We start from the raw sequence: 22,810 nt of genomic DNA, 5'->3' as shown, positions 1-22,810 counted from the left end.
GGTCAAGCCTCCTCCTGCTCAAGCCGGGCGACGGTGAGGAACTCGTCCGGCGCGACGCGGATTGCCGCTCCCGTCGGGCAGGCACGCACGCAGCTCGGCCCGCCCTCGATGCCGGCGCACATGTCGCACTTGATCGCTTTCTTGGGCTTTTCGACGCTGTGGTCGCTATTGGCATAGGCCCATTTCTTGCTCGGCTCGCCCGGGCCCGGGCCAAAGCCGAAGAACAGCCACGACAACAGGCTCGGCTTTTTCGGCGGCACCTTGTCCATGCGGATCACGCCATAGGGGCAGTTGCGCTGGCAGTTGCCGCAGCCGATGCACGTATCATTGATATAGACCTCGCCATCGGGACCGCGATTGATCGCGTTGGGCGGGCAATCGGCCATGCAGTGCGGGTGCTCGCAATGGCGGCAGCTGGTCGGCACGTGCAGGTGCGCATAGGTGCGCCCCGCCTCGCGGTCGAGCCGCGACAGGCCGTCATGGCTGTCGGCGCACGCCTTTTCGCAATTGTCGCAGCCCACGCACAGCGTCTCGTCGATCAGCAGCACGTCGGTTGCCTCGCCGATGCCGTTTTCGACAAGGAAGTTGGCGACGCCCGAATACATGTCGACGACGCCGGAGAAGCTGTCCTTCTTCGCCTCGATAAAGGCGTTGATATCCTGGCGGCTGGCCATGTCGCGCTTGGCGCGCTTGAGCAGCTCGGGATTGGCCTCCAGCACCTTCTTGAAGGCATCGCCATCGATCTGGATGACCTCGGACTTGATCGCCGCCTTCACCGTCGCGGTGCGGCGTCCGCCCGCGATCAGCGCCATTTCGCCTACGTAAGAGCCGGCGGGCAAATAGGAGAGGAACACCGGCTTGCCGCCGATTTCCTTCTCGACGATCATCGATCCGACGCGGATCACATAGATCTCGTTGCCTTCGTCACCTTCCTTCAGGATCGCCTCGCCCGGCTTGACCTGGCGGATGCGGCTGGTTTCGACGACCTCGGCAATGTCGGCTGGCTTGAGCCCCGATCCGAACATCTGCAGCAACAGACGCTCGGTCGAGATACGCTCGATAGCCTTCTTGGCGGTCGGCACCTGGCTTTGCAGCTTCAACGCGGCATTGCGCGAGATTTCGACGCAGATCGTATCCTCGGCGGCAACGATCGTGGCACCGCGACGGCGGCCCGAGATCAGGCCGACCTCGCCAAAGATCGACCCCTGGCCGATCGGCACCGTCTTCGACGGGTCATTGGGGTCGATCTGCACCGCGACAGAACCTTGCGCGATCGCGAACAGCGACGATCCGGGGGCGGCGCGTTCAAAGATGACATCGCCCTTGCGATAGAATTTCGCATCCGAATCAAGCATGAACTCGCGCATCTGCAGCGGGTTCATGCCGTTGAGGATGGTGACGTTCTCGCGCAGCAGGTCGAGCCATTCGGCCACCGACTTGCGGCCCGGCAGGTCCTTGAACTTGCCCTCCAGGATCGGCTCGTCCGCCGGCTTCAGATCGGTATTGCCGTTGATGAACTCGATGACGTCATAGCCCTGGTTCATGCAGTGCTTGATCAGCGGATAGCCCGCGAGCGCGCCGATGACGAAGATATTGGGTGCGGTCGATTCGAACACCGGGGACAGTTGCGGGAAGGCCAGGCGATCGGCGCTGGTGAAGGCGATGCCGCATTCCTCGATGAAGGCGCGCGGCGGAGCCGAGCCGATCCGCGCAATGATGCGGTCGCAACGGACACGCTCCTCGCCGTCGCGGGTGCTGAAGGTGATCCAGCCAGGCTCGACACTGGCGGTGTCGGTTTCGAAGCGGATCTGAAGCTTGCCCGCATTGCGATCGGCCAGCAGCGCCAGCGCATTGGCCTCTTTCGCGGTGGGAAAGGATTCCTTCGGGCTCGGCGCTTCGGGGCCGCGGCTGACGACGGTGACGACATTGCCCTGCGCCGAATCCTCGGCAAGGCCGCGCGCGTTCTCGATCCCGGCATCGCCCGCGCCGATCACGACGATATGCTCGTCGACATATTCGGTCGGGTCATCCAGCTGATACTGGACGTGCGGCAGGTCGCCGCCGGGGCAGCGCATGCGGTTGGGGTTGCCCTGGGTGCCGATGGCGAAGACGACATTTTCCGCCATCACCTTCTCGCCGCTGGTCAGCTCGATTTCATAAGGCGGGGCGTAGCGCTGGATTTCCTTCTTGGTGATCGAACCATCGCGGCCGCGCTGCTCGATGACATGAATGCTGCCCTCGATCGCCGGGCCGGTACCGCGGATCGCCTTGGCCTCGGCATTGAACTTCACGTTGACGTTCAGTTCCTTGGTCCGCGCGTTCCACTTTTCCAGGATCGCCTCGCGCTTGCCCGCCTCGAACTCCTGGTCCGAACGCAGGACGAGCTGCGATGGCGTGGCCATCACGTGCTTGCCCTTCTGGTATTTGTAGATCGTGTCGGAAAGGTGATCGGTCTTTTCGAGCAGGACATGGCTCATGCCCAGGCTGGCAGCACGCGCCGCAGCGCTCTTGCCTGCCGGACCAGACCCGATGATAGCAACGCGGTAAATCTCGCTCACTGGTTCGCGTCCCCCCAATTGCGGACGCTCACGCGCCCACGCTTGCATGGCAAAGACGTGTCAGTCCGGCGACTTCCAGCCCGATTTCTCCCCGATCGGTGCTGCTATCGCCAGAATGCCCCGCTGCCGCAAGAACTTGCCCAAAATTCGGTTGCGAACCCTATGGCGATATTTCTAGCAAAGAATGTGATCTTTACCACTTAGAAATTGGAAAATTTGGCCGATCGGCTAGCCTTTCACCCGGACGCGACAAAGAGACAGCCATCATGACCGACACCCAGACCGATACCGCCACCCCTTCTGCGGGCCCTGAAGCCCCCGTGCCAACCGGCGGAGGCAGCTTCGGCATCGGGCGGATTGCGCTGGCTGCAGCGGCACTGATTGCTGTGAGTGCAGTGGGTTACAAGGTCTATACCGACCAGAAGCCGGCTGCCTCCGCCCCTGCCGCGCCGCTCAATGCACAAGGCCAGCCAGCCTCGGTCGACCAGGTGATCACCGCGCTCGAGGCGCGGCTGCGCGACAATCCCGATGACGCGGAAGGCTGGCGGATGCTGGGCTGGAGCTATTTCGAGACCCAGCGCTTTGCCGAATCGGCCACCGCGATGCGCCGCGCGATCCAGCTGGCCCCCGGAAATTCGGAATATCATTCGATGCTGGGTGAGGCGCTGGTCATGGCCAGCAAGGACGAGGCGATCAGCCAGGATGCGCGCACCGCGTTCAAGCGCGCCGTCGAGATCGATCCCAAGGATGCCCGTGCGCGCTATTTCCTCGCCGCCGCCAAGGACATTGACGGCAAGCATGCCGAAGCCATCGAGGACTGGTTTGCGCTGCTGGCCGAAACGCCGGCCGATGCCCCCTATGCCAAGGACATTCGCGATGTGATCCGCAATGTCGGCAAGGAACGCGGCATCGAGGTGGAAAAGCGCCTCGCCTCCGCCAAGTTCGCGCCGCCCAATGCGGGCTTCCGCACCGATGGCGCAGAGACCGCGACTGCAGGCATTCCGGGACCGTCGCGCGACCAGATGGCGGCAGCCGCCGCCTTGCCGCAGGGCCAGCAGGACATGATGATCCAGCAGATGGTCGAGGGCCTGGCCGATCGCCTGAAACGCGAGCCGGGCGATACCGATGGCTGGATCATGCTGCTGCGCAGCCGCATGCAGCTGGGCGAGACCGGCAAGGCGCAGGCTGCCCTGCGCGATGCCACTGCTGCGCTGAAGAACAAGGCGGCAGACCAGCGCCGCGTGCGAGAAGCGGCATCGGCCCTCGGCGTACCGGGCGCCTGATCGAAACCCCGAATTTCGGGGCGTCGTTTCGCCAAGCGCAAAGAAAAATTGATCCGATATGGACCAATGTAACGGTTTAATCGTTGCAAGCCCTGCGCTGCGCAAATAGCGAAGTGACTATCGTTTGCAATTAACCATGTTACTCCTGGGCGTTCGCCTGCTACAGGAAGTATCCTTCATCAATCGGGAATTACACCAGGGCTATGCCGGAACTGGATCATGTCGAGCGTGCATCGGTAGCGATCGAAGCGGCTTCCACGCTGGAAGAACTGCTGCAGATTACCGTCGATGCAGCGGCGCCTTTCGGCTTTGCCTATGGCGCGCTGGCGCGTCATGTCCACATACAATCGGGCCTGATGGAACCACAGATGGTAACCAACTATCCCGCAACCTGGCATGACCTGTTTCAGCGGCGCGATTACAGCCTGACCAGCCCGGTACTGGCAGCATGCCAGCGGCGCGGCGGCGCGATCCGCTGGGCAGAACTGGAAACGATCATTCCGCTCACCCGCATCCAGCGCGAATATCTGGACGAGATGCGCAAGCTGGGCCTGGGTTCGGGCTGCACCATTGCCGGGCACATGCCCGACCGGCCGACCATATCGGTGCATTTCGTGGTCAAGGATGGCCAGCCGCTCGAATCGCGCCCGTTCATGCTGGCGATCCTGCTGGGCATTTCCGCCGGACAGCAGGCACGCACCTTGTGGCAATCGCAACTGCCCGAAGTGCAGGTCACCAGCGACGAACGCCTGTCGCCGCGCCAGGTCGATTGCATCAAGCTGGTCGCGCGCGGCATGACGAGCTGGGAAATCGCCGCCGTGCTGGGCATTTCGGACCAGACAGTGAGCGAGTATCTCACCGATGCACGGCGCAGGCTAGGCGTGTCCAACCGCGCGCAATTGGTGCTCAAGTCCCTGAAACTCGGCTATTTCACGCTCGACGACGTGACGGAATAGGCGGCGCGCGCCGCCGCCCTGTACGATCGTCCAGCTTGATCGCGCCCGGCTCGACCGGCGAAAAGTGGCCCACAGGCGGGGCGCTTCGCCGCGCCTTTTGCCACCAGGAGATTTCCGTGAAACACGCAATCGCAGCCGCTGTTCTGGCGGGCCTAGGCATGGCCGCCATGACCGTCACCGCCCCCGAGGCCGAGGCCAAGACCATCACCGGCGACTGTTCGCTGACCGTCGATGGCAAGGTCTATGTCGATATCAAGAAGACCTGCCGAATCGAATTCATGGGCGGCGACGGATCGTTCACGATCAATGCCGGCACCAACAAGCCCGGCTATTTCGCCTATGTCACCATGCTGGAAAAGGGGCTGGCCAGTGTCAGCTGGAACGAGACCCCGAAAACCATGAGCGCACAGGCTCCGCTGGGTGAGGATTTCCGGCGCAAGGGCGGCTGCTGGATCGGCAAGCGCGCCAAGGTCTGCGCGTTCAAGAGCTGAGCTGATCCCGACATCCGGGCCGAAGCCGGCCCTCAGGATAGCACGCCGGGCGCGCCTTGCTGCATCCAGATCGCGGTGATGGTGGTGCCAAGCCCGGCTTGCGATTCCACCTCCAGCACCGCATCGATGCGGCGGGCGCGTTCGCGCATGATCTGCAGGCCCAGATGACCGGTCGGCACCGCAGCCGGATCGAAGCCGCGCCCATTGTCGCTGATCGACAGCATCGTCTGCCCCGGCAGCGCCTCCAGCGCGATAGCGACATGGCTGGCCTGCGCATGACGCGCGATGTTGTTGAGGCTCTCCTGCGCGATCCGGTACATCATCGCCTGAACGTCGAGCGGCAACAGCGTATCGCCGCTGATCTCGCATTCGATGCGCATGGCATCGCCCTGCCCTTGCGCAAATTCCTGCGCGAGCGTGGAGATAAGGTGGGAAAGCGGCTGCTCGACAATCCCGTCCGTGCGCAGTTCGTTCAGCATCACACGCATTTCGGCCAGCGCGTGCCGGTTCATCTGGGCCAGCTGGCGCAGCTTGGCTGCGGCATCATCGGGGTGGTCCTTGTGCCAGAATTCGGCCAGCCCGTCGGACAGCATGGCGGCAGAAAACAGCGTTTGCGTTACGGTATCGTGCAGATCGCCCGACAGGCGGTTGCGCTCTTCCAGCCGGGCGTTGCGCACCGCAAAGTCAGCCACCTGCGCGCTGCGGCTGGCCACCTGTTCCTCCAGCGTGTTGACCAGTTCATGCTGCGCCCGCGCCATCTCGTTGAACGATTCGGTCAGATAGCCGATCTCGTCGTTGAAGCTGACCTCGACCTGCCGCTCCAGATCGCCATCGCGAAACCGCCGCATCGCGCGCAGCAAGCGGTCGAGCGGACGCACGAGAAAGCCCTGGAACAGCAGCGGAATGCCCAGCAGCACGATCATCATCGTGCCGAGGGTGAAGGACAGCACCGGGGCATAGAGCCGGTCGAGATGAACCAGCAGCCCGCGATAATGATCGCGCACCAGCGGTGCCCCACGCGAACGATCCAGCCCCGGCGTTATCCCGGTCAGCCAGGGCGCACCCAGCGGGTCTGCCATCTGGTAGATCGGCATGGCGGGCCCCGCCAGAAAGTTCATGACGATCCGCCCGTCGGCATGGACGATGGTCTGCACCGCATGGCAGGCTTGCGGTGCTGGCCGTGCACAGCGGTCGCGCCGCGTCACCACCAGCCGGTCCAGGGTTGCGCGCGCGGTGACATCGCTGCCCTCGGGCGGAAGGCGCATCAATAGCGGGCGGATGGCGGGTTGCACGCCCAGGGCAATGGTCGGATCGATCAGGCCGGGAACCGCCTCAAACCCGATCGAGCCATGGCCTGCGACATGCACGGCATCATAGGTGCGGCCATAGAATCGCAGCTTAAATGGCAGCACCATCCGCGCGCCTTCAGGTCCGACCGGTCGCCCGGCGCTGGACAAGGGCTGCGCTGCCATCTGACGCACGGCATAGCCCCCTGCCGGCTGCGGCATATATTCCAGTGCGGTGCCTGCTCCGGGCAAGCCGGCGGGTCGATATTGCGCGATATAGGGCGTACTGAGCGCCCAGCACGTGCCGTTGATCGCCGCGAACAGCAGCACCAGGCTGATGATGGTCAGCTTCAGGATGAAGGACGAGCGCTCGGGCAGATAGCCGAAATAGACCAGCGTCAGCCCGGTCAGCTGCGCCAGCATCGACCAGCACAGCAGCATGTCCATCGACAAGGGCCCCAGGAATCCGTCCTGCTGGAACACCAGGGCCAGCGTGTGCGCGAACGGCAGCAGCGAGAACAGGATGAAGCCCTTGGCTGCGGTGGCCTCGCGATTGACGGGCCGTGCCATCAGCGCACGCAGGCCCTTGATCAGCCGCTTTTCGCCTCCCCCGCCCTGCGCCTGGCCAAGCTGCCGCACGAACACCACGATGGCCCAGATCAAGCTGAGGCTGGTCCATCCCGCCGCCCAGTCGGGGCGAAACCAGATGCGGTGGCTGAGCAGCGTCCAGTCGGTATAGAGCGAACTGGCAATTTCTGCGCAGACGCACAGCGCCATGACGATTCCGACCAGCACGGCCTCGCGGTCCGCCCCCGCCAACCGGCCTGGAACACGATAGGCGAACTGGACAAAGGCGATGGCCGATATGCCGCCAAAAGTGGGTACCCAGGGCATGGACAGGACGACAGGTCCATCGGGCGCGAGCCAGGGCATCGCATAGCTGGCCCAGCCACCCCCGGTCAGCGCATGCAGCAGCGAGGCATAGAGGCTGGGCACGAACGACCAGAAGGTGATGCCAAACAGCAATGTCGGCGCGGTAATCCCCCCGGCGCGATGCTCGCGCACCAGGCGGTGGATGACATAGAGCGACACCACCAGCGCGAGCAGCAGCTCCACCAGATAGCTGACCGCGCCCGGGTTCCAGTAGAGCGTTTGCGCGGCGTCAGCCACGGGGCGGCATCCGGCGACGTACAGCACGCCGCTTCACCCGACTATCGTCGTGCTGATGCCGATGTTCCGCCAAAATCCCCCCGGACCGCGCCTTTACCCGTTTGCATCCATGGCAGAAGCTGGCGGGCTGATAAAGGGCCAGGCCCGGTACCGGGTGCGTCAGATCGCACCCCAGCTGCCATCGGGCTGCCTGGTCATCAGCGTGAAGGACCCGGCATCGATCTCTATGGCATCCTGACCCAGCTGGAAGAACCAGCCATAGCCCTGGGCCACGCGCCAGTACGAGGCTTCATCCTCGTTGATGCCCAGCGGACCACAGGCGGCGCGGGGCTCGTTAGCCGGTGCCTTTGCCGCCTCTTGCGGCGATACATCGACCACCAGCGCATCGGTAGGCCAGCCCTGCTGCCCCGCATTGCGCGCGGTGCAACCAGCGGCCTCGGCCGCGTTCTCCATCGCTTCGCGCGCGCGCGATGTCACGCCCTGCTTGGCGTCGCCTTCGATCGTGTAGACATAGACATAGACCGGAGGCTCGTCGATCTTGCCCAGAAAGGCGGAATTGACCAGCTTCAGTTCGGCCCGGTGCGCACCACCGGCATATTCCAGCTTCGTTTCGCCAGCATCGCATTTCAGGCCGCGATAGAGCAGCACATCATCGACGATCGGCGTTTCCATGACCTTCCATTCGCAGCCGTCCGGCGCTTGCGGCGAGGCGCTGGCGTCCATGTTGAGGTAATTGACCGCGCGCCCGGCGCACAGCCCGGTCAGCGGCAGACGCTCGCCATCATCGGCACAGGATTGCGCCGCGACCGGCTTGGTCGGGGCCTCCGCCTCCTGCCTCGGCGCATCCTTGCAACCGCCCGAAACCAGCGCCGTCAGCGCGACCGCAGCCATCCATCGTGTCATGCCAAACCCCCTCAAGCCAATGCCCTTGGCTGGGGGTGATCGGGGTAAAAGGTGATGGTCGCAAGCCGGGCTGGACGATCGTCCAAGCGGCGGGTCGTCCCTTCAGAAATCGCTGTTGCTGACCAGCCGGTTGCGGATCGCCATCGCTGCGGCCTCGGCCCGGTTCGATACACCCAGCTTCACCAGGATGGCGCTGACATGATAGCGCGCGGTGGGCATGGAGATGCCCAGATACTTGGCGATCTCAGGGTTGGTATAGCCCTTGCTCAGCAGCGCCAGCACGCGCCGCTGCTGCGCCGACAGTTCCATGTCCTCGTCGCCGGGCGTAGTCGGGTCAAAGGCCGTTGCCACCTGCGGCAGACACCCCGGATCGACCACCGTCTCGCCGCCATGCACCTTGCGGATCGCGGCACTGAGGTCCCCGGCCGCCACGCTTTTCGGCAGAAATCCCCGCGCTCCGGCAGCGAGCATCCGCGCGACCGTCGCCGGATCGGCAAAGCTGCTCAGCGCGATCACCGCGACCTTGGGGTGATATTTGCACATCGCTTCGGTTGCAGCGATGCCGCCCATGCCCTGCATGCGCACATCCATCAGCACCACATCGGGGCGATGGCGCTGGCACTGGAACAGCGCCTCCTCGCCATTTTCCGCTTCTGCGACGACGACAAGACCCGGCACGCTGCCGATCACCTGGGCCAGGCCTGCGCGCACCACCATATGATCATCGACCAGCAGGATACGGACCGGCTCGGCAAATTCGGGCGCGGGGGCGGCGGCATCTGCGACGGCGCTCGACAGCGCAGACGCGGCGACGCCATCGCCCCGCTCCGCCTTGTCTGTGTCCTCTTCCATCATCCGGACGCCCGCCTGATCCGGCTGCGCACCGCCGCCGCCGTTATGGCAGGCTGCAGGCACGCTGCCCCTTGCCTCAGTCTCGCACTTTTGGGCGTATCGCAAGCCTGTACAACTGTCCAAGAACGCCTGCCCGCGCGCGTCAGCGTTTCACGGCAGGCGAGCGGTTTCGACAATGCGGCGGAAATCCTCGATACCGCGCGCGAAATAATGCAGGCGCGGTGCATCAAAGCTGACCATGTAAAGACGGCCACCGATGATCGCCGCATTCGCCTCACCCTGGCGGGTCAGTTCGTCCTGATCGACATATTCATAGGTGAACAGCACGCCATCCTGCCCCAGAAACCGCGCGGGCTGAACGTCGACCACGCGAAAATCAGCGATCTGCTTGTAGCTGCGATAGGTCGCCTCGAACAGTTCGGGCAGCTCGACCAGCAAGGTGGCGGCGCTGAACTTGGGCAAGGGCTCGCGCTTCTTGCTGCGTTCGCGCAGCAGCGGCTTGCCCGGCTCGATCCCCGCATAGAAGGTGACATCATTGAGCTGCCCGCCATCGAGCGTCCAGCTTTCGACATGCTTGCCGATATGGCCGTCCAGCCGGTTCCAGTCGCGCGCCGGCGTGACGGTGAGCGACGAATCCGCGATGGTCACGGCGACGCCCTGTTCGCGCAGCTTGTGCGCAGAAGCGGTGGAGGGCGTCAGCGCGAACATGGCCAGCGCCAGCGGGGCAATGCGGAAAATGGGCCGGAAGTTCATGGCGCGGGCACCTCTTGGGGGATCATCATGCCGATCAGCTTGGCATCGGGCGCATCGGGCTTCAGCGTCAGATAGCGGCGCAAGGCCTGCTGGCCGGGACCGGGCTGGCCGGTCTTGAGCAGCGACAGGCCAAGCCCGCGATGCGCCTCTGCATGGGTCGGATCGAGCGCGACCGCCTCGCCATAGAATGTTGCGGCATTGGCAAGATCGCGCGGCGCGCCGCGCATGCGATGAAGCTCGCCCCGCGCATGCCAGAGCGGCGCGGTCCAGCCCCCTTCCGCCAGCGACTGGATGAGAAACTCGCTCGCCCCGAAATCGTTGAGCTTGATCTGGTCGTCGAGCAGCTGGGGAATCCAGCGGGCAAGGGCTGCGCGGTAGCGCGCCGCGCCGTCATCCCGCTGCGCGGCATCGGGCCGGGCGAGCAAGGCGAGGGTTGTTGCGCGCTCTGCCTCCGGAGGGTGAGTGGAATAGAAGGGGATGCGATCGAAGCGCGGCTTCTTGAGACCCTTGGCGCGCGCATCGGCAGCGAATTCCGCCATCAACCGCTCCCAGACCTGCGCCGCCGCCTGCGGGCGCAGCATGCTCGAATTGAGATAGCGGATGCCGAGTCCGTCGGCCTCGCGCTCCTGATCGCGATTGAACCGATAGAAATTGCCGATGATCGTCAGCTGCAGGTCGCGATAGGCGCGCACCATGTCGTAGCTGGGCGCGAGATTGGCCAAGACAAGGGCCCATGAAAGCACATCGGTGCCTGATCGCCGCGCCTTGAGCTCCTCGAGCGAATGGCGCGCTTCGAAATGGCCGAATTCATGGCCCAGCACCGCGCCCAGCTCGGCCTCGCTATGCACCCGCAGCAGCAATCCGGAATAGACCTGCATCAGCCCGTTGGGCGACATGCTGGCATTGAACCAGGGCACACGCACGATATAGACCCGCGTCGCGCCGCACCGATCCTGGCCCACAGTGTCGCACAGCACCTTGCGGACATAGGTGTTCAGCGCTTCATCGCGGATGATCATGTCGGACTCGGCAAAGCGGCGCTCCTCCTCGTCCATCTCGCGCCACAAGCCCTGCTCATCGACGCCCTGCGGTTGGTAGGCCCCGGCATAAGGCGGCGGCAGGACGGGTTCGGCGCAAACGGGAGACCCGAAGGCGAGTGCCAGCGCGCCAGCAGCAAGCCGCAACCGCCCGATCATGGCGTGGCCTCGGGCTGAACAATGGGCGCTGCATCCTCCTTCGGAATCGCGCTGCCCGGAAAATCCTCGAGCAACTGGCGAACCCGCTTGCGCGCGCCTTGGGCCTCGCGCACATCGCCGCCCATCTGGCCGTCGGCATTGAGCCACAACAGGTCGCCGGTCTTCAGATCGACCAGCCCGGCATAGCCGGCATGCACGCCCGAGGTAACGCCCACCCCGGCGACCAGCCCGACAATCTGCAGCATCTTGCGCCCGGTCGAGCCATATTGATCGTTGGTATAGAGGAACAGCGCGTAATCGGCCTGGTCCGCGCCCGGCAGCCGTGCGACCTCAGGCCCCAGCGACCAGTCGAACTGGCCCGCCTTGTTGTCGCGCTTCTTGGTGGGCAGGCGGTTTCCGACGAAGAACTGGTACTGGATCACCGCTTCGGACACCGCGCCGAACAGCGCCATATGCTCGGCGACGCGGCGTGCATCCTCGCCATAGGCTTCGGGCGCGACGATGACCGTATTGCCCAATTGCCTTTGCACTTCGACCAGCGCCGCATCGATATGCACGCGCGCCTGATCGGTCCATTCGGCCCGCGGCTCGGGCAAGCCGCCAGTCGACTGTTCGCTCACCCTGATCGCGGGGCGCAGCAGCAGGATGGTCTTGCCGCTCTGTGCGGGCAACGTGAAACCCTGCCGCACTGCCGATCGCTCCTGCGCCCGCAATGGTGCCGGGCTCATCGCCATGAAAAACAGCATCGCCGCCAACAGGCCGAATATTGCCCGCATATCCTCGCCCCCCGATTACAGCAGGGAGCATAAGAGTATTGGCCGCGTGTCTTCTAGAGAAAAGCGCGCAATTGCTTCATTCTGGATACGATAGTTGAACCGAGCTGAATTGGCCTATCGCGCACCGAACAGTGCAGAGCCGATCCGGACATGCGTCGCGCCGATCCGCACCGCGGTTTCATAATCGCCCGACATGCCCATGCTGAGCTGATCGAGCCCGTGATCGCGCACCAGCTTGGCAAGCAGCGCGAAATAGGGCGAGGGTTCGACATTGGCGGGCGGCACCGCCATCAGGCCGATGACAGGCAGACCCATCGCGCGCACATCCGCGAGGAACTGCGGCAGATCGGCAATAGCGCATCCGCCCTTCTGCTCTTCCTCGCCGATATTGACCTGCACGAAGCACGGCACGCGCTTGCCTGCCTTGTCCATCGCGCTCGCCAGCGCCTTGGCGAGCGACATGCGGTCGAGCGAGTGGATGCAGTCGAACAGCGCAACGGCTTCGTCCGCCTTGTTCGATTGCAGCTGGCCGACCATGTGCAGCTGCAGCTGCGGATAGCGTGCGCGCAGGTCGGGGAATTTCAGCGCCGCCTCCTGCACCCGGTTTTCGCCGAACACCATCTGCCCCTCGCCGATCAGCGCCTCGATAGCGTCTGCCGGCTTGGTCTTGGAAATGGCGATCAGCGTCGTCGATCCGGCCGGGCGTCCGGCGATCTTCTCCGACCGGGCGATAGCTTCACGGACGGTGGCGAGCGGGCTCAAGGTGGCGTGGCTTTGTATATCCATGGGGCGCGGCTATAAGCCGGGTCATGCGCCGCCGCCAGCCCGGAAACACCCTGCCCATGCTCTGGCTGATCAGCGACGCGCGCAACGACGCCGTGCTGGAGCGCGCGATCCGCCGCCTTCCCTTGGGATCGGGGCTGGTGTTCCGGCATTATCACCTCGACCCCGATGTGCGGCGGCTGCGGTTCGACCGGCTGGCGAGGCTGATCCGCGCGCGTGATGGGCTGATCGTGCTGGCAGGCGATGCGCAGACCGCGCGGTGCTGGCGCGCGGACGGGGTCTATGGCGCGCCGGATGGCCGGGCAGCGCACGGGCTGGTCCGGCTGGCGACCGTGCACGACATGCGCGAACTCGCCCGTGCCAATGCCGCCATCGGCCCGGCGCTGGCGCTGATCTCCCCCGTTTTTGCCACGCGCACCCATCCGGGCGGTGCCCATCTGGGCGTGCCGAGATTCGCTGCCCTCGCCCGGCTGTCGCGCCTGGCGGTGATGGCGCTCGGCGGCATGACCCGCGCCCGGTCCCGCCAGATTGCTGCGATCATTAACGGCTGGGCCGCGATCGACGGGCTGTCGCGATAGCGGATTTTCGGCTCGGTCTGGTCGCACCACAGACCGATCAGCCAGCGGCAGAGGCGGCAAAATTGCGGGCAAACTCGATAAATGTCCGGAATGCCGCAGGCGGGTTGCGACGATCGGGGTAGTAAAGGCACAAAGGCGGCAGCGTCGGGGTCCATGCCTCCAGCACCCGGACCAGATGCCCGGACGCCAGATCGCTGGCGACATCGCTTTCCATGAAATAGCCGATGCCCATGCCCTCCAGCACCGCGATGCGCGCAAGGCTGGATTCGTCGAGCGTCACTGGCCCGGAAACCTCGATCTGCTCGGCCTGCCCGTCCTTTTCGAAATGCCAGCGGTACAATTCGCCATTGGGCAGCCGGATGCGGATGCAATCGTGGTGGACAAGATCTGCGGGAACGCGCGGTGCCGGATGGTCGGCAAAATAACGCGGCGTCGCCACCACCGCATGGCGGCGCGCGCCGCCCAGCCGGAGCGCAATCATGTCCGACGGCACGAAATCGACGCGCCGGATACCAAGGTCGAACCCCGCCGCCACGATATCCACCAGCCGCCCCTCGGTCACCAGATCGATATGCACCTGGGGATAGTGCCGCACATATGCGAGGATCAACGGGGCCATTATCTCGCGCGCGGCGCTGGCAAAGGCATTGATGCGCAAGGTGCCGGAGGGCACATCCTGATGCGCCCGCGCGCCTTGCATCGCCTCATCGATCATCCGGACGGCCGGACCGATCTGCTCGATAAAGGCGCGCCCCGCCTCGGTCAGCGCGACGCTGCGGGTGGTGCGGTTGAACAGACGCACCCCCAGCTGCTGCTCAAGCCTGGCGACGGCATGGCTCAACGCTGTCGTCGACATGCCCAGTTCGCCGGCGGCCGCCCGAAACGACCCGCACCGAGCAACCGCGAGCACCGCATCAAATCTGGCCAGCCCGGAATCAGCCATTATCCCGAATTTCGCAATGTTTCATGCCGTTTTATCCCGATTATCCTCGATAAGGTCCACCGCTAAATAGATTTCATCGGCGCGCAGGCGCATCTGACGAGGAGGCCATCATGACAATCCCGCTCCCCCCAGCGATTGCTGGCTATTTCGCTGCAGACAGCAGCGACGATATCGCGACCCTGTTGCCCATCTTCACCGATGATGCGGTGGTGGTCGACGAGGGCAATACCCATAGAGGCCATGGCGAGATCGCCGCGTGGAAGACCCGGGCATCGACCCAGTACAGCTATACAGTGGCCCCCTTTGCCATCCATCAGGACGGAGACCAGATCACCGTCACTGCGCACCTGGCCGGGAATTTTCCCGGCAGCCCGGTCGACCTGCGCTATCGCTTTGCGCTGCAAGGCGATCGGATTGCGGCACTGGAGATCGCGCCATGACCCCGTTCCTGACGCTGGAGGGAAAGCGGGCGGTGATCACATCAGGCACGCGCGGCGCGGGTGCAGCGACCGTGGCACTGTTCCGCGCGCTGGGTGCACAGGTCCTCACCTGCGCCCGATCGAAGCCGGACGCGCTGCCCGCCGCACTGTTTGTTGCTGCCGACTTGGCGACCGCCAGCGGCGCGGAAAGCCTGGCATCGGCAGCGCATGAGCGGCTGGGCGGGGTGGACATCATCGTCCATATGCTGGGCGGATCCGCGGCGCCTGCCGGCGGCTTTCGCGCCTTGGGCGATTCGGACTGGGCGCGCGAGATCGACCTCAACCTGATGCCCGCCGTGCGGATCGACCGCGCGCTGGTGCCCGCGATGATGGCGCGCGGCAGCGGCGTCGTGGTTCATGTGACATCGATCCAGCGCCAGCTGCCCTTGCCCGAGGCGACCACCGCCTATGCCGCAGCCAAGGCCGCGCTTTCGGCGTACAGCAAAAGCCTGTCCAAGGAGGCGGCACCGCATGGCGTGCGAGTCGTGCGCGTTTCGCCGGGCTGGATCGAGACCGAGGCCGCCATCGCCCTGGCGCAGCGGCTGGGGGAGCAGTCAGGCGGCGACATCGAAGCCGGCAAGCAGCTGATCATGCGATCGCTGGGCGGCATTCCACTGGGTCGGCCGAGCACGCCCGATGAGGTCGCTAGCCTGATTGCCTTTCTGGCATCGGATCGCGCGGGCAGCATCACCGGCACCGAACATGTCATCGATGGCGGCACGATCCCCACGGCTTGAGGCGATGGTGCCAGTGCGCCAGCCGATCAGATCAGGCGCAATGCCGCCGCCCGCAAACAAGCAGCAACCTTGGGATCACGAAGGAATTCGTCGACAAGAGCTGCCCCGCACGTGCGAGGGCTCGGCAATCTCAGCCTGTCCGGCAAATCAGAAGCGGAATTCGGTCCCGACATAGACAGCCTGGCTGTCATATTGCTCGTTGGTGAGCCCGGTTAGGCGGTCGCGTTCGCTGCGCAGGCGGATGCCGGCGGTGACGTCGAGGTTGCGGGTGACCTTATAGGCCCCGCCCACGTCGAGCGAATAGCTGCCCTGGTCGTTGAACGGACGCACCGCGCGAGTCGTCGGTGCCTGGACATCGTCCATCTCGATCCGCGGGCTGAACCGGCTCTTGCGCTGAGCCGCGCCACGGCCAAGCTCGCCAATATCGGGCAGCGCCTCATCCTGCTGGCGGATGGTGGTGGGCAGTGCGAACTTCTGGAAGCCCTTGGCAACGCCCAGGCTGAACGCAGTCGGTGTGATCTGGACCAGGCCATCACCCTTGCCGGCGGCGCTCGCCATGTCGGGACGGATGTTGATCGCCTTGGCCGAGTCGGGCCGGATGCGCACCGCAATCGTCAGTGCGCGCGGACCATCGGTGGCCGCAGAGGCAGCAGGCGTGAAGCGAAACATCTTGTCGCCGCGCAGTGCCGAGAATTTGAGCTTGTCCGCCAGACGCGGGTCGACCGAAGCCGGGGTGAACGATCCAATGCCGCCACGTGCATCAATCGAAACGGCGTGCGAGTCGAAACCCGAGGAAAATGCCAGCGCAATGGACGGCACCAATGCAGCGCCACCGAGCAAAAGCCCTGAAACTGCCAGCTTTTTTCCGACTCCCGGTTTCATTGTCTTATTCCGACCCCGCCGCATCCCTGACCATCGGGTTATCACAAAAAACCCTGGATGGGGGGCCAAAGCGCCTTTCCCGAAAAATAATCTGTAACCGTTGCATACAATCCACAATCGGTTGCGTGAGCTACGCCCTTGTCATGATGTCATGAGCCGCCCCTTACATCCCAGAATATGCGCGCAAATGTTGCTGAGGGCTGAACACGCAACGCCTTGCGCAAGTGCTTGCCCAAGCCTGCCAAGCCACTATAGAAGGCCGCTGTTTCAAGCTGCGAAGATATAAGGAAGCCGCCATGCCCGTACCTCGTTTTGCCCGTGCCGCCCTTTGCGCTGCCGGCACGCTGGCGCTGCTTTCCGCATGCGGTGGCGGTGAGAAGCGCGCCGAGGCGGACATTGCCGCCAGCCAGGTGACCACGATCGGCGTGAACAGCTATCTGTGGCGCGCCTCGCTCGATGCGCTGTCGTTTATGCCGCTGCTCCAGGCCGATAGCGCCGGCGGCGTGATCGTGACCGACTGGTATGCCAACCCGCAGACGCCGGCTGAGCGGATGAAGGTGACGGTATCGATCCTCGACCAGGATCTGCGTGCCGATGCGCTGCGTGTCGCTGCCAGCCGCCAGGTCAACCAGAACGGCCAGTGGGTCGATGCCCCGGTCCGCGCTGCCACGGTGCAGAAGCTGGAAGAGATCATCCTCACCAAGGCCCGCGATCTGCGCCAGTCCGCCATTCGCGAATAAGCCCCTACGTTTCAGAGGGAAACAATGAACGACAAGACGCGGTTCAATCCGCTGGCCGCCGATTCCCGTTGGCAATCGGTGTGGGACGAGCGCCAGTCCTTCAAGGCAGACAGCAACAGCCCCAAGAAAAAGGCGTATGTGCTGGAGATGTTCCCCTATCCGTCGGGGCGCATCCATATCGGCCATGTCCGCAACTACACGATGGGCGATGTCATCGCGCGCTATCGCCGGATGCAGGGCTTTGAAGTGCTCCACCCGATGGGCTGGGACGCATTCGGCATGCCCGCCGAGAACGCCGCGATGGAAAAGGGCGTCCACCCCGGCGGCTGGACCCGCGACAATATTGCCGCGATGCGCAAGCAGCTGAAGCGCCTGGGCTTCGCGCTCGACTGGAGCCGCGAACTCGCCACCTGCGAGCCCGAATATTACGGCCACGAACAGGCTCTGTTCCTGGACCTGTATGCCGCAGGGCTGGTCTATCGCAAGGAAAGCGCGGTCAACTGGGACCCGGTCGACCAGACCGTGCTGGCCAATGAACAGGTGATCGACGGCAAGGGCTGGCGCTCGGGCGCGCAGGTCGAGCGGCGCAAGCTGAGCCAGTGGTTCCTCAAGATCACCGACTTTGCCGATGAGCTGCTCGAAGGCCTGGATACGCTGGAGGACTGGCCCGAAAAGGTGCGCTCGATGCAGGCGAACTGGATCGGCAAGTCGCAGGGGCTGACGTTCAGCTTCAGCGGCCAGGGCTTCGACACCATCCCCGTCTATTCGACCCGGCCCGACACGATCTTCGGCGCAAGCTTCGTCGCCATCGCCGCCGATCACCCGATCGCGCAGGGCATCGCGGCCGAGAACGCAGACGCTGCCGCGTTCATCGAACGCTGCAAGGCGGGCGGCACCACCGCTGCTGAACTTGAAACCGCGGAGAAGCTGGGCTTCGACACCGGGCTCAAGGCCATCCACCCGTTTGACCCGAGCTGGGAATTGCCGGTGTTCATCGCCAATTTCGTGCTGATGGACTATGGCACCGGCGCGGTGATGGGCGTGCCCGCGCACGACCAGCGCGACCTGGACTTTGCCCGCAAATACATGCTGCCGGTGACCCGCGTCGTCGCAGCCGAGGGCGACGAATCCGCGCCGATCCATGACGAAGCCTATACCGGGCCGGGCAGGATCATCAATTCGAGCTTCCTCGATGGCATGGCCGCCGAAGAGGCCAAGGCGACCGTGATCGCGCGCGCCGAATCCGAAGGCTGGGGCCAGGGCACCACCGTCTGGCGGCTGCGCGACTGGGGCGTTTCGCGCCAGCGTTACTGGGGCACGCCGATCCCGTTCATCCATTGCGATGATTGCGGCGTCGTGCCCGTGCCAAAGGACCAGCTGCCGGTCACGCTGCCCGAGGATGTCAGCTTCGAAATCCCCGGAAACCCGCTCGTGCGCCACCCGACATGGAAGCATGTCGACTGCCCGAAATGCGGCAAGCCGGCGCAGCGCGAGACCGACACGCTCGATACGTTCGTGGATTCGAGCTGGTATTTCCTGCGTTTTGCGAGCCAGCCGTCGGACAAGCCGTTCGACGCGCAGGAAATCGCCCAATGGCTGCCGGTCGGCCAGTATATCGGCGGGGTCGAGCATGCGATCCTGCACCTGCTCTATGCCCGTTTCTGGACGCGCGCGCTGGCGCGGATCAGCAAGCTGGAGGTGACCGAACCGTTCGCCAGCCTGTTCACGCAAGGCATGGTGACCCACCAGACCTGGCAGGACACGAACGGTAAGTGGCTGGGCCCAGAGCAGGTCGAGAAGAACGGCGAAGACTGGATCATCACCGCAACCGGCGAGACCGCGATTGCGGGCCGCGTCGAGAAGATGTCCAAGTCGAAGAAGAACGTGGTCGATCCCGACGAGATCGTGAACCGCTATGGCGCGGACGCGGTGCGCTGGTTCATGTTGTCCGACAGTCCACCCGAGCGCGATCTGCCGTGGAGCGAGGCGGGCATCGAAGGCTGCTGGCGCTTCGTCCAGCGGCTGTGGCGCGTGTTCAACTCGGTCGAGGCCGCCGAGGGCCAGGACAAGCCGCTCGAACGCAAGCTGCACCAGACGATCGACCTGATCGGCAAGGATATCGAGGCACTGGCCTTCAACAAGGCGGTCGCGCGTCTCTATGAACTGACCAATGCCATCGAGAAGGCCGAGACATCCGCCAGCCGCAACATCGCGGTGCGCGCGCTCGCCCGGCTCGTCGCGCCGATGGTGCCGCACCTTGCCGAAGAAGCCTGGGAAATCCTGGAAGGCCATGGTCTGATCGCCGATGCCGCCTGGCCCGAGGTCGATCCCGCACTGCTGGTCGAGGACGAAGTGACCATCGCGGTGCAGATCAAGGGCAAGCTGCGCGATACGCTGACGGTGGCCAAGGGCCTGCCCAATGAGGAGCTCGAACGGCTTGCGCTCGCATCGGACAAGGTGCAGCGTAGTCTGGACGGCGCCCCCATCCGCAAGGTGATCGTGGTGCCCGACCGGCTGGTCAATCTGGTGGTGTGATGGCTTTACGTATCAACTTCCGTCATGCTGAACTTGTTTCAGCACCCATCTTGCCCCAGCAGCCAAAGCCGCTTGAGGAGAAATGGGCCCTGAAACAAGTTCAGGGTGACGGGGTTGATAGCGTGCTGGCCCCTTTGTGCACCGGAGCGATTTGATGCGCCACCTTCTCCCCCTCGCCCTGCTCGCAACGCTGTCGGCGTGCGGCATGAAGCCGCTCTATTCCAACGGCTCGCAGGGCGCGGTCGCCACCACGCTGGGTGATGTCACCGTGGGCCCGATCCAGGGACGCGCAGGCTGGCTGGTCAAGAACGCGCTCGACGACAAGCTCGATGCGCTCAGCAACGGCAATCAGCGCTACAAGCTCCAGGTGGTGCTCGACGACAAGATCACCGGTTTCGGCCTGCTCGCCAACGATCAGGTGACCCGCGAGCGCCGGACGCTGCGCGCGCGCTACCAGCTGGTCGATATCGCCAGCGGTGAGACGGTGCTCGATGCAACCGCCGCCTCTGATGCCGGTATCGACATCGTCAGCAGCGAATATGCGACCATCGCGGCGGAGAACCGCGCGCTTGAGAACCTGTCGCTCGAAATCGCGGACCAGATCGTGACGCGGCTGTCGCTGTTCGCGCGCGAGGTTTCGGCGGCCCAATGAAGGCGCCTGCCCATGAAGGGTGACGCCGCCGCAATCCACGGCCTGGCGCGCAAGCCGCGCCCTGATATCCGGCTCTATCTGATCTTCGGCACCGATGAGGGCGGTAATGCCGCGCTGATGGCCGATATCGTCGCAAGCTTCCCCAAGGGCATCGAGCGGACCGATATCGACGGACACCAGCTCGCGAAGGACCCTTCGCTGCTGGCTGCCGAGGCGGCTTCGCTCTCGCTGTTCGGCGATGCGCGCTACATTCGCGTGCACACAAATGGCGAAGAGAGCCTGGCTGCGGTCGAAGCCCTCTTGGCGGCGGACAAGGCCGTGAACCCGGTGGTCATGCTGGCCACCAGCGTCACCGACAAGTCGCGCATCGCCAAGGCCGTGCTGGCCGCGCCCAATGCGATGGCGGTGCAGACCAAGACGCCGGGGCCGGACGACATGGCGCGGATCGTGGCCGATCTGGGCCGAGCATCGGGCCTGACCATCGACAATGACCTGGCGCATGTCATCGCCGGCTTCACCGCCGCCGATCGCAGGCTGGCGGCGCAGGAGATCGAGAAGCTGTCGCTCTATCTCGATGCCAGCCCTGACGAACCCAGACCCGTCACCCGAGAGGCGATCGCTGCGCTGCGCGCCGATGCCGAGGATGACGCGATGCAGCCGATCATCAACGCGGCGCTGTCTGGCGACCTGAAGCGCCTGCCCGAGGAATTGAAGCGGATGCGCGAGCAGGCGGTGTCCGAGGTCGGGCTGGTCATCGTGATGCAGCGCCAGGTGATGCAGCTTGCCGGCCACGCCCAGCGCATGGGCAACGCCCGCGACATATCCGCCTGGGTGCGGCAGGAGATGCAGAGCCGCAGGCTGTGGGGCGGCGGCAGCGCGAGTGACTGGACGCGCCAGTTGCGCGCCTGGGGCCGCCCGCAGGCTATGGCGCGGCTATCCGAACGCCTGCTGGCGCTGCAACAGGCGATGATGAAGGCCAGCCCGGGCCCGGCCTTGCTGCTGGAGCAGGAATTGCTGGAAATCGCCCGCGTCGCCGCACGCGCATCTTGACTGCAGCCCCGCCCGGTCCATGTTAGTCTCTCCCCAGGAGAGACACATGAGCGACACCAGGATCAGCGACGCCGAGTGGCGCGCCAAGCTTAGCCCCGAACAGTATCACGTGCTGCGCGAAGGCGGCACCGAGCGGGCGTTTACCGGCAAGTATAACGACCACAAGGGCAGCGGCATGTACCGCTGCGCCGGATGCGGCGCGCCCTTGTTCGAATCCGACACCAAGTACAACAGTGGCTCGGGCTGGCCCAGCTTCACCAGCCCGGTCGAACATGAAGCGGTCAGCGAGATCGTCGATACCAGCCATGGCATGGTCCGCACCGAAGTGCGCTGCGCCCGCTGCGACGGGCATCTGGGCCATGTCTTCCCCGATGGACCGGGGCCCGAAGGCCTGCGCTATTGCATGAACAGCGCCTCGCTGGATTTCGAGGCCAAGCAAGACTGAAGCCTTCGTCATTCCCGCGAACGCGGGAATCCCGCTTGTGCGCCAGGGAAATGGAGAAAAAGCGGGACCCTCGCGTTCGCGGGGGTGACGGCTAAGCGTTGCGCCAGGCCTTCATATGGACGGCCCTAACCCCTCCGCCGCCGCAACACGATATACAGCGCCCCATCTCCGCCATGGCGGGGATGGGCGTTGCGCACTGCGGCGATGTCGCCCGCATGACGCGAGGAAGCCAGCCAGTCGGACACCGCCGCGCGGATCGCACCACGCCCGCTTTCCCGCGCGCGCGCCTTGCCGGTGATCAGCAGCATCAGCCGCATGTCCGCCGCGATCGCCTGGCCCAATGCCAGGTCCAGCCGCGCATATGCGCTGGCCAGCGTATGGCCGTGCAGGTCGATCGTGACATCGGGCTGCACCCCGCCCTTGGCCATGCGGCGATCCCAATGGCCGTCGAGATTGCCCTTGACGGTCGGGACGGGTGCCGGCGTGAAAGTCCATGCGGGGGTGGGTTTGCCGGGTCTATCTTCTCTCCCCTCCCGCCAGCGGGAGGGGTCGGCCAAAGCCGCAGGCTTTGCGCCGGGGGTGGGGCTGTCCAGAGCCAGCGACCTTGCAGCCCCACCCCCGGCCTGCCCGGCCTTGCCGAGCATGCCTGCCCCTCCCGGGGCCGGGAGGGGAGATGGTTGTTTGTCCTTGAAAGGCTCGACGGTCGCGATCACCCGCTTCCACAGGGCCGCTTCCGCATCGGTCAGCGGCCTTCGGCTCATC

The 22,810-nt window shown here is 64.8% G+C and carries 22 protein-coding genes; 11 read left to right on the top strand and 11 right to left on the bottom strand.

What is annotated here, in order from left to right; genetic code table 11:
- Positions 1-2: 2 nt before the first annotated feature.
- Entirely contained in the window at positions 3-2,558 is a 2,556-nt protein-coding gene (locus tag OU999_17420) for a cyclic nucleotide-binding domain-containing protein (GenBank protein ID WAC23485.1), read from the bottom strand.
- A gap of 266 nt (positions 2,559-2,824) precedes the next feature.
- Between OU999_17420 and OU999_17415 the strand changes: the two genes are divergently transcribed.
- The 3 genes from OU999_17415 (at position 2,825) to OU999_17405 (ending at position 5,288) form a co-directional block, all read left to right on the top strand.
- On the top strand, positions 2,825-3,841 hold the full coding sequence (locus OU999_17415; GenBank protein WAC23484.1) for a tetratricopeptide repeat protein: 1,017 nt from the start codon (positions 2,825-2,827) through the stop codon (positions 3,839-3,841).
- Between the two features lie 203 nt (positions 3,842-4,044).
- Positions 4,045-4,797: a LuxR family transcriptional regulator gene (locus tag OU999_17410; protein WAC23483.1), complete on the top strand. Its 753-nt coding sequence runs from the start codon at positions 4,045-4,047 to the stop codon at positions 4,795-4,797.
- 116 nt (positions 4,798-4,913) lie between these two features.
- Positions 4,914-5,288, top strand: coding sequence for a hypothetical protein (locus OU999_17405; protein WAC23482.1), 375 nt, complete (start codon positions 4,914-4,916; stop codon positions 5,286-5,288).
- A 32-nt stretch (positions 5,289-5,320) separates the two neighbouring features.
- Here the strand turns inward: OU999_17405 and OU999_17400 are convergent, their stop codons facing one another.
- The 7 genes from OU999_17400 to OU999_17370 all read right to left on the bottom strand — a co-directional run bounded on the left by OU999_17400 (position 5,321) and on the right by OU999_17370 (position 13,010).
- The gene (locus OU999_17400) at positions 5,321-7,744 is read right to left on the bottom strand and encodes a sensor histidine kinase (GenBank protein ID WAC23481.1); all 2,424 of its coding nucleotides are present in this window, start codon (positions 7,742-7,744) and stop codon (positions 5,321-5,323) included.
- Positions 7,745-7,903: 159 nt separating this feature from the next.
- Positions 7,904-8,647: a hypothetical protein gene (locus OU999_17395; protein WAC23480.1), complete on the bottom strand. Its 744-nt coding sequence runs from the start codon at positions 8,645-8,647 to the stop codon at positions 7,904-7,906.
- Between the two features lie 102 nt (positions 8,648-8,749).
- A complete protein-coding gene (locus tag OU999_17390) occupies positions 8,750-9,562 on the bottom strand; it encodes a response regulator transcription factor (protein ID WAC23479.1) in 813 nt (270 codons plus the stop codon).
- Between the two features lie 87 nt (positions 9,563-9,649).
- Positions 9,650-10,252 (bottom strand): hypothetical protein, encoded by a 603-nt coding sequence (locus OU999_17385; GenBank protein WAC23478.1) that lies wholly within the window; start codon positions 10,250-10,252, stop codon positions 9,650-9,652.
- Positions 10,249-11,448: a M48 family metalloprotease gene (locus OU999_17380; GenBank protein ID WAC23477.1), complete on the bottom strand. Its 1,200-nt coding sequence runs from the start codon at positions 11,446-11,448 to the stop codon at positions 10,249-10,251. The genes OU999_17385 and OU999_17380 overlap by 4 nt, the downstream gene beginning before the upstream one ends.
- Complete coding sequence (locus OU999_17375; protein WAC23476.1) at positions 11,445-12,224, bottom strand: hypothetical protein; 780 nt, start codon at positions 12,222-12,224, stop codon at positions 11,445-11,447. Before OU999_17375 ends, OU999_17380 begins: the two co-directional genes overlap by 4 nt.
- Before the next feature lie 114 nt (positions 12,225-12,338).
- Positions 12,339-13,010, bottom strand: a complete 672-nt coding sequence (locus OU999_17370; protein ID WAC23475.1) for a YggS family pyridoxal phosphate-dependent enzyme — start codon at positions 13,008-13,010, stop codon at positions 12,339-12,341.
- Positions 13,011-13,033: 23 nt separating this feature from the next.
- Between OU999_17370 and OU999_17365 the strand changes: the two genes are divergently transcribed.
- Positions 13,034-13,585, top strand: coding sequence for a thiamine phosphate synthase (locus tag OU999_17365; GenBank protein WAC23474.1), 552 nt, complete (start codon positions 13,034-13,036; stop codon positions 13,583-13,585).
- Positions 13,586-13,622: 37 nt separating this feature from the next.
- On the opposite strand, the gene OU999_17360 is transcribed toward OU999_17365, so the two are convergent.
- Entirely contained in the window at positions 13,623-14,528 is a 906-nt protein-coding gene (locus OU999_17360; protein WAC23473.1) for a LysR family transcriptional regulator, read from the bottom strand.
- A gap of 110 nt (positions 14,529-14,638) precedes the next feature.
- On the opposite strand from OU999_17360, the gene OU999_17355 reads away from it, so the two are divergent.
- Positions 14,639-14,968: a nuclear transport factor 2 family protein gene (locus OU999_17355; GenBank protein WAC23472.1), complete on the top strand. Its 330-nt coding sequence runs from the start codon at positions 14,639-14,641 to the stop codon at positions 14,966-14,968.
- The gene (locus OU999_17350) at positions 14,965-15,744 is read left to right on the top strand and encodes an SDR family oxidoreductase (protein WAC23471.1); all 780 of its coding nucleotides are present in this window, start codon (positions 14,965-14,967) and stop codon (positions 15,742-15,744) included. Before OU999_17355 ends, OU999_17350 begins: the two co-directional genes overlap by 4 nt.
- 147 nt (positions 15,745-15,891) lie before the next feature.
- On the opposite strand, the gene OU999_17345 is transcribed toward OU999_17350, so the two are convergent.
- Positions 15,892-16,626 (bottom strand): hypothetical protein, encoded by a 735-nt coding sequence (locus OU999_17345; protein WAC23470.1) that lies wholly within the window; start codon positions 16,624-16,626, stop codon positions 15,892-15,894.
- Between the two features lie 296 nt (positions 16,627-16,922).
- On the opposite strand from OU999_17345, the gene OU999_17340 reads away from it, so the two are divergent.
- The 5 genes from OU999_17340 (at position 16,923) to msrB (ending at position 22,048) form a co-directional block, all read left to right on the top strand.
- Positions 16,923-17,366, top strand: a complete 444-nt coding sequence (locus OU999_17340) for a DUF3576 domain-containing protein (protein WAC23469.1) — start codon at positions 16,923-16,925, stop codon at positions 17,364-17,366.
- Positions 17,367-17,390: 24 nt separating this feature from the next.
- The gene (gene leuS / locus OU999_17335; protein ID WAC23468.1) at positions 17,391-19,901 is read left to right on the top strand and encodes a leucine--tRNA ligase; all 2,511 of its coding nucleotides are present in this window, start codon (positions 17,391-17,393) and stop codon (positions 19,899-19,901) included.
- A 154-nt stretch (positions 19,902-20,055) separates the two neighbouring features.
- Positions 20,056-20,553 carry an LPS assembly lipoprotein LptE gene (gene lptE / locus OU999_17330; protein ID WAC23467.1) on the top strand — a complete coding sequence of 166 codons (498 nt, stop codon included), beginning with the start codon at positions 20,056-20,058 and terminating at the stop codon, positions 20,551-20,553.
- Between the two features lie 12 nt (positions 20,554-20,565).
- The gene (locus tag OU999_17325) at positions 20,566-21,603 is read left to right on the top strand and encodes a DNA polymerase III subunit delta (protein ID WAC23466.1); all 1,038 of its coding nucleotides are present in this window, start codon (positions 20,566-20,568) and stop codon (positions 21,601-21,603) included.
- A gap of 46 nt (positions 21,604-21,649) precedes the next feature.
- A complete protein-coding gene (gene msrB / locus OU999_17320) occupies positions 21,650-22,048 on the top strand; it encodes a peptide-methionine (R)-S-oxide reductase MsrB (GenBank protein WAC23465.1) in 399 nt (132 codons plus the stop codon).
- A 125-nt stretch (positions 22,049-22,173) separates the two neighbouring features.
- Here the strand turns inward: msrB and OU999_17315 are convergent, their stop codons facing one another.
- Positions 22,174-22,809, bottom strand: a complete 636-nt coding sequence (locus OU999_17315) for a Smr/MutS family protein (GenBank protein ID WAC23464.1) — start codon at positions 22,807-22,809, stop codon at positions 22,174-22,176.
- Position 22,810 lies beyond the last annotated feature (1 nt).

The sequence above is a fragment of the Blastomonas sp. SL216 genome (genome assembly GCA_026625625.1).
Lineage (GTDB): Bacteria > Pseudomonadota > Alphaproteobacteria > Sphingomonadales > Sphingomonadaceae > Blastomonas.
Note: the sequence above shows the minus strand (reverse complement) of the source record. Positions and strands in the feature narration are given on the sequence as shown.

Coding starts and splice junctions, on each gene's coding strand:
- OU999_17415 (WAC23484.1), top strand. CDS start 2,825: ATGACCGACACCCAGACCGATACCGCCACCCCTTCTGCGGGCCCTGAA.
- OU999_17410 (WAC23483.1), top strand. CDS start 4,045: ATGCCGGAACTGGATCATGTCGAGCGTGCATCGGTAGCGATCGAAGCG.
- OU999_17395 (WAC23480.1), bottom strand. CDS start 8,647: ATGACACGATGGATGGCTGCGGTCGCGCTGACGGCGCTGGTTTCGGGC.
- OU999_17385 (WAC23478.1), bottom strand. CDS start 10,252: ATGAACTTCCGGCCCATTTTCCGCATTGCCCCGCTGGCGCTGGCCATG.
- OU999_17380 (WAC23477.1), bottom strand. CDS start 11,448: ATGATCGGGCGGTTGCGGCTTGCTGCTGGCGCGCTGGCACTCGCCTTC.
- OU999_17375 (WAC23476.1), bottom strand. CDS start 12,224: ATGCGGGCAATATTCGGCCTGTTGGCGGCGATGCTGTTTTTCATGGCG.
- OU999_17370 (WAC23475.1), bottom strand. CDS start 13,010: ATGGATATACAAAGCCACGCCACCTTGAGCCCGCTCGCCACCGTCCGT.
- OU999_17365 (WAC23474.1), top strand. CDS start 13,034: ATGCGCCGCCGCCAGCCCGGAAACACCCTGCCCATGCTCTGGCTGATC.
- OU999_17360 (WAC23473.1), bottom strand. CDS start 14,528: ATGGCTGATTCCGGGCTGGCCAGATTTGATGCGGTGCTCGCGGTTGCT.
- OU999_17355 (WAC23472.1), top strand. CDS start 14,639: ATGACAATCCCGCTCCCCCCAGCGATTGCTGGCTATTTCGCTGCAGAC.
- OU999_17350 (WAC23471.1), top strand. CDS start 14,965: ATGACCCCGTTCCTGACGCTGGAGGGAAAGCGGGCGGTGATCACATCA.
- OU999_17345 (WAC23470.1), bottom strand. CDS start 16,626: ATGAAACCGGGAGTCGGAAAAAAGCTGGCAGTTTCAGGGCTTTTGCTC.
- OU999_17340 (WAC23469.1), top strand. CDS start 16,923: ATGCCCGTACCTCGTTTTGCCCGTGCCGCCCTTTGCGCTGCCGGCACG.
- leuS (WAC23468.1), top strand. CDS start 17,391: ATGAACGACAAGACGCGGTTCAATCCGCTGGCCGCCGATTCCCGTTGG.
- lptE (WAC23467.1), top strand. CDS start 20,056: ATGCGCCACCTTCTCCCCCTCGCCCTGCTCGCAACGCTGTCGGCGTGC.
- OU999_17325 (WAC23466.1), top strand. CDS start 20,566: ATGAAGGGTGACGCCGCCGCAATCCACGGCCTGGCGCGCAAGCCGCGC.
- msrB (WAC23465.1), top strand. CDS start 21,650: ATGAGCGACACCAGGATCAGCGACGCCGAGTGGCGCGCCAAGCTTAGC.
- OU999_17315 (WAC23464.1), bottom strand. CDS start 22,809: ATGAGCCGAAGGCCGCTGACCGATGCGGAAGCGGCCCTGTGGAAGCGG.